The organism is Corallibacter sp. (genome assembly GCF_048381695.1).
GTDB classification, from domain to species: domain Bacteria; phylum Bacteroidota; class Bacteroidia; order Flavobacteriales; family Flavobacteriaceae; genus Corallibacter; species Corallibacter vietnamensis.
On the sequence record NZ_JBLXHI010000030.1, the window covers coordinates 1 to 5,437 of the forward strand.

A 5,437-nucleotide genomic window follows, 5' to 3' on the forward strand; every position below is an offset into this window, starting at 1 on the left:
GGTGACTCCACTCCACCGCTTTGACTTTGAACTCAGTGCTGTACTGCTGGGTTTTCTTCCCCGTGATCATTTCCGGCATCGTTTTGCTCCTCCTGCGGAGTTATCGATGCGTGTCCACTACATCGGGGGAAGTCCAGTCCTTGCTTGAGCGCCTTGTTAGGTGCGTCAGTTATATAGTTCTTCTTTGATCAATGTTGCCTCGTCCTCGTACCCATTTTCTTCTAGGTACTGGATGAATACAGGCCAGGGTGGGATATTACTGCAATATTCCTGCGGCCCTTTGTACAAACCACCACCAGGGCCTTTATATAGTCCGCCGCCAGGACCTTTATACAAGCCACCACCAGGGCCTTTATATAGTCCGCCTCCAGGACCTTTATATAAGCCACCACCAGGACCTTTATACAAGCCACCACCAGGTCCTTTGTACATGCCACCACCCGGACCTTTGTACATGCCGCCACCCGGACCTTTGTACATGCCGCCACCCGGACCTTTGTACATGCCGCCACCCGGGCCACTATATAAGTTTCTAGGCCAAGTGCCTTCTGGACATTCAGCAAGTACATTTGTGGCGAAAAATACTGCTAAAAGTAGGACTACATTTTTAGTCATGTGCTTATTCTCCATTGGCACCTAACGCTTTGCACATGGGCAACAGCAAAAGTGGCCGGCCTTTTCTTTTTGGCCGCTTTTGTTGTTGTCCTATGATGCTACTTGTTAGGGGTTTAATTCACTTCGGACTTTAATATGTTATTCCGAAGTTACTCATTCCCCCAACGCTTTTTTTACTTATCTTCGGACGTTGATAATTACTCCGAAGTCTCGTATTCCACTAACACGTTTTAATGCTTATTCCGCTTTATCCATTTTGCACGATGACCTAAGCGAAGAACACTGGCTTTTAATTTCAATCCTTCAAGTGGGCTGCCCCACAACTAAAGAGATTAATTTACCTTTAAATTCAGAGCTTAACTTTTGCTTTTAACACGGGCTAACCTTTGCTGTGTTGCTACACTGCGTCGTACTCTTTTTGACGCTTAGGCTGACGTAACTATATGGCTTTAAGACCCCTAACGCCAACAGCTCGCGCGGCTGCGAAATGGAGGCGAGGCCGCAATGTAGTAGGCGTCGCCGTGACTGTGTTTGTTAGACTTTTTAGTCAGCCATTTTCTCTGCAACCTCTTCTGATAACTGAAGTATGGTATTGGTCGCGCTCTGATAGGTGTAGCTACCTTTGGGCCGATAGAAAGTCGCGTAACGAGAATTTAATATCCGATATATGATTTTAATATTAAGTGACGCACAGAGATTTTTCATTATCTCCTCAAGTTTTTCTCCTTGAGGGATACTTGTTCTTTTTGTTGTTGAGCTGAAAGACCCTTTTTCAGGCCCTGGCACAATTTCAACTTTCACGATTCCTCCTGATGCCTAACAGTAATTAGATATCATTTATTTGCAGGCAAAGGCTTCGCTCATTGAGAGCATTGCAAGAAGAGTTTCATTTTCATGAAGTTTCTGCGGATTATCTTTGAGATATTTATAAAGAATTCGTGTTGCCTGTCCGTTCGTTATACCCTCTTTTGGCCAGCAAATTTCAACCGATGAAGGTAAAACCATCAAAGTACTTTTTACGCCTGAGGCAAAGCCTACGCACAGACCAAATTTCATTGCATCTATTCGATCATATTCACTTTGCCCGTTCATGATATGCATTGCGACTTGGCATTGGTCTAAAAGCTTGTTTCCATCAGCTAAGATACTCCCTGACGTCATCATCAAGAGCGTGATTATCATCGAGTGGTAGATGTTTTTTATCACTATTTACTCCGGTATAGAAATTCAATTGTAATTCGTCATGGATGTGTCTAACGCCCGCGTAACGGGTTGGTTTGGAGCGCCAGCGGAAAACCAATCCCGTTGACGCACTAGTTAGGCATATGGGTTGAATGAGCTCAATATCCTACAAGACTGGTGAGTCCGCACGCTGCCATGCGGTGTCGAAACCATCCGTAGCAAAAGGAACCCGTCCGCTGCCAAAATCCACAAATACATAAGGATGTTCTTTTAAGCGATCGAGCACGTACCTCAGCCCCGTACTAGTTTTAAATGTATATACCTCCTGCGTTCCGTTAGGGCTGCTTGGATCAGAGCCGCAACCAAAGAATACCGAGACATTTTGGTCGTCAACACGAATTACCTTACTGATTAGTTCTTCGTTTCGAGTCATAACTGAGCAATTTCTATTTATTTTGAACGCGATACTCGCTCCATTGTCACTCGGCGAGACCAAAGCCATATGGATTGGCGGGTCTTCTTCTCGACCATCGTATATTGATGTGATAGCAAATCTGTAATCAGCATCTTTAAACGATATAGCTTTAATTCCCTGGCCTCCATTTTCGACAACCTCTCTATTAAGCAGAATTACATTTCTTGTGCTTTCCGGGAGGTTTGATAGCTGTTCCTCATTAAGCGGATCAGCTTGAACTTGGCCATTTGTTACCAAAAAAGCAATAAATAAACATCGAATTGCCTGGCTATTCATAGCATTAGCTTCCAATAGGTTTTTTACCAGTCACTGCCAGAGACAGCAAAAGCCCAACTTCTGGTTCCGGGTCAAGCAGTAACAATGCTGTAATACGTTTCAGAGAGGCTTCGTCATAGCATTCCGGCCGGGTAATGTAATCATCCTCCAAAATTTTTTCTATATGTTCTGGAAAGTCGTATTCCCAAGAAAATTCAACGTAGCGCATTCGAAGATCCGTTTCGCTTTTCATTCTCTAGTCATCTCTGACCTGATACCAGTGATTAACTGCGTCTTCTAAAAGGAAGTATAAGCCTAACGCTGATGGTAACCGGCGCCGGAGCGCCAGCGGAGGGAACCAAAAGCGGTACGCTTTTGGCGTCCGGTTGACCGTTTGGTTAGGCATTAATCTCCTGATAGCACGCAAGCCCCAGAAAAACGGCCAAATCTCGGAAGCTCTACCTGTAAAGCCTTACTCAGGTTCGAGAAACTACCCTGAAACTCCGAATCGTGGCCATAGAAATGGAGCTTGTCACCGACCTCTTTGACTTGCCCGTAGTACTCCGTGATTTCATTAGGGACTTCCAACCAGACAGCTGCGTCGGAATCACTCCAGAGCCCTACCCACCAACGGTAATCATGAACTTTGAGGTAAATGGGCGAAACCTGTCCATTAAAGGGGTTGGCAAAACTCCCCTCGCACCGATACCGCTCTTCGACCGCAGAGAAATTGACAACCACAACCAGCAAAAGCACAGCCACTAACCCAATACTTGTAAAAAATTTGGCCAAACTCAAGATCCCTCTCATTGCCTAACAGCTTATTAGAGCGCGTTCCGCGATATTGCGAAAAAACAGATTCGATATAACTCCGAGCCCTATCACCTTCGCGCCATTTTATTTTTCCAAATTAACAACAGGTTAGACCACTTTTCAGTACAACACCACGTAATCGCTTGACTTCGGCATTTTCCCCACCCAATACTACTGTATAAAAACACATATCAAGGATCGAGAAGCCAATATGGACGGCAACCAACCTCAACCGCGGCTAAGGGACCAGCTCCGCGCGGTTATTCGTGTCAATCGCTACAGCATTCGTACCGAGAAGTCCTACTGGTACTGGGCTCGCTACTTTATTCGGTTCCATAAAATGAAGCACCCGCGTGACATGGGGGCACAGGAGGTGAATGAGTTCCTTACCTGGCTCGCGGTTCATCGCAACGTCGCCGCAGCTACCCAAGCGCAGGCATTGAATGCCTTGGTGTTTCTTTATGCCAAGGTGTTAGGGATGCCGCTGGGTGACATTGGTGAGGTTATTCGCGCCAAGAAGCCCCGTCGTCTTCCGGTTGTGCTGTCACACGATGAGGCCATGGCTCTCATCGCAAAGCTATCACCCCCCTATCAGCTCCTTGCATCCTTGATGTATGGCTCTGGTCTTCGAGTTACCGAGGCCTGCCGGTTGCGGCTGAAGGATCTCGATTTCAACCAACAGGTGATCACTGTTCGTGATGGTAAGGGTGCAAAGGATCGAACCACACTAATGCCCAGCTCGTTACTGTCACAACTTCAAACCCATGTGGGCAGCATTCGGAAATGCTGGAGAGAACGGGATACGACATTCCAGGCACCAGTCAGCCTGCCGTTTGCCTTGGCGCGAAAATACCCCAATGCCAGCACCTCACTGGAATGGCAATGGCTGTTTCCTTCCCACGGCCTCTGTGTGGACGATACCGGCAACGCTGTTCGCCACCACATTCATGTTTCGTCTGTGCAAAAAGCGGTAAAAGCGGCCATTGCAAATTCCAACATTGGTAAGCCTGCTGGCTGCCATACGCTTCGGCATACTTTCGCAACAGAGCTGTTGCGTCGCGGCAACGACATCCGCACCGTGCAAGAACTCCTTGGCCACGCGGATCTGCGCACCACGCAAATCTATACCCATGTTCTTGGTCAGGGTTTTGCCGGGGTACGCAGCCCGCTGGGTTGAGGGTCCGTGGGTGCTTACCCCTTGAGCACCGCCAGGCCAATATTGCGCCCAGCGGTATGGTCGGCGTTGCTTTCCCCGTTATTCAGCCTCAGTGCTTTTAACGGGCATGGCGTCCAGTGGCTCTACAAAGCCGATATACAAAACGCAATCGTCGCCTTTATGGCAATAGGCGGAATGGGGGAGTTTGGCAGGGCCGTACGCATACTCGCCAGCCATTATCGTCGCCGTTTCGTGATTGTCGTATTGAACATCCAGAGTGCCTGACACCAAAACCATACGTTCCTGGGAGGTGTGCAAGTGGTGCGGTATGTGGAAATCCCCGGGCACTTTAAAGTAAATGTCGACGTTATTTTTGGCCGGGTCGCCTTGCAGTACGGCAATCGCGCAGCCTGCTGGTATAAAATCAGGGCACGGCCCCCATTGCAGGGATGGATCCTTATGCGAGATAACCAATGCCTTTTCATCCGCATTGACATACCCAAACAATGAACAAAAAACGAACAGTAAGATCAGCGCAGTATTTTTCATTGGTTGATACCTCTGTTGATCGTTGAGCGCATCTAACAACTAAACACAGGATTCCGATACTACCTGTCGAACTCTCATGAATGACAACCACGCCCTGTCTATTCATTTTAGATTCTAGATCGCAAGTTTGCCCAAAATCCCCTGCGGCTCACTCGGAGCCGCTCTTCCTATCCGCACACTGCCAAGCTGGAGAAGGTCAGTGAGTACTACCACTCCAACTGCGCCCCGGTCTGGTACTCAATCACCCGCGTTTCAAAGAAGTTCTTCTCCTTGCGCATGGTGGCCTGCTCATCCAGCCAGGGCGAGACGTTTTTCGCGCCCGGGAACGGCTCTTCCAGCCCTACGGTGCGGGCTCTGCGGTTGGCCACAAAGCGGAACTGTTCGCTGTGGTA

6 protein-coding genes and 1 pseudogene are annotated in these 5,437 nt (G+C 48.1%); 1 reads left to right on the forward strand and 6 read right to left on the reverse strand.

The genetic code is table 11. The features are described 5' to 3' along the window. Positions 1–165: 165 nt before the first annotated feature. The 4 genes from ACN5J3_RS14330 to ACN5J3_RS14345 form a co-directional block, all read right to left on the reverse strand. A complete protein-coding gene (locus ACN5J3_RS14330; RefSeq protein WP_418512174.1) occupies positions 166–456 on the reverse strand; it encodes a hypothetical protein in 291 nt (96 codons plus the stop codon). A 996-nt stretch (positions 457–1,452) separates the two neighbouring features. Beyond that, on the reverse strand, positions 1,453–1,779 hold the full coding sequence (locus ACN5J3_RS14335; RefSeq protein ID WP_418512175.1) for a Rap1a/Tai family immunity protein: 327 nt from the start codon (positions 1,777–1,779) through the stop codon (positions 1,453–1,455). Between the two features lie 184 nt (positions 1,780–1,963). Further along, positions 1,964–2,548: a hypothetical protein gene (locus ACN5J3_RS14340; RefSeq protein WP_418512176.1), complete on the reverse strand. Its 585-nt coding sequence runs from the start codon at positions 2,546–2,548 to the stop codon at positions 1,964–1,966. Positions 2,549–2,552: 4 nt separating this feature from the next. Then, positions 2,553–2,780 carry a hypothetical protein gene (locus tag ACN5J3_RS14345; RefSeq protein WP_418512177.1) on the reverse strand — a complete coding sequence of 76 codons (228 nt, stop codon included), beginning with the start codon at positions 2,778–2,780 and terminating at the stop codon, positions 2,553–2,555. 771 nt (positions 2,781–3,551) lie between these two features. On the opposite strand from ACN5J3_RS14345, the gene ACN5J3_RS14350 reads away from it, so the two are divergent. Continuing rightward, positions 3,552–4,517: an integron integrase gene (locus ACN5J3_RS14350; RefSeq protein ID WP_418512178.1), complete on the forward strand. Its 966-nt coding sequence runs from the start codon at positions 3,552–3,554 to the stop codon at positions 4,515–4,517. 78 nt (positions 4,518–4,595) lie between these two features. Here ACN5J3_RS14350 and ACN5J3_RS14355 read toward each other — a convergent pair whose 3' ends face one another. Then, the gene (locus tag ACN5J3_RS14355) at positions 4,596–5,045 is read right to left on the reverse strand and encodes a cupin domain-containing protein (RefSeq protein WP_418512179.1); all 450 of its coding nucleotides are present in this window, start codon (positions 5,043–5,045) and stop codon (positions 4,596–4,598) included. A 206-nt stretch (positions 5,046–5,251) separates the two neighbouring features. Then, positions 5,252–5,437: pseudogene (locus ACN5J3_RS14360) on the reverse strand (ribonucleotide-diphosphate reductase subunit beta); the annotation flags it as partial.

What these genes read in the sequence shown, in the direction of transcription:
- ACN5J3_RS14330 (WP_418512174.1), bottom strand. Translation starts at nt 456, where the DNA reads ATGTACAAAGGTCCGGGTGGTGGCATGTACAAAGGACCTGGTGGTGGC.
- ACN5J3_RS14350 (WP_418512178.1), top strand. Translation starts at nt 3,552, where the DNA reads ATGGACGGCAACCAACCTCAACCGCGGCTAAGGGACCAGCTCCGCGCG.
- ACN5J3_RS14355 (WP_418512179.1), bottom strand. Translation starts at nt 5,045, where the DNA reads ATGAAAAATACTGCGCTGATCTTACTGTTCGTTTTTTGTTCATTGTTT.
- ACN5J3_RS14340 (WP_418512176.1), bottom strand. Translation starts at nt 2,548, where the DNA reads ATGAATAGCCAGGCAATTCGATGTTTATTTATTGCTTTTTTGGTAACA.
- ACN5J3_RS14345 (WP_418512177.1), bottom strand. Translation starts at nt 2,780, where the DNA reads ATGAAAAGCGAAACGGATCTTCGAATGCGCTACGTTGAATTTTCTTGG.
- ACN5J3_RS14335 (WP_418512175.1), bottom strand. Translation starts at nt 1,779, where the DNA reads ATGATGACGTCAGGGAGTATCTTAGCTGATGGAAACAAGCTTTTAGAC.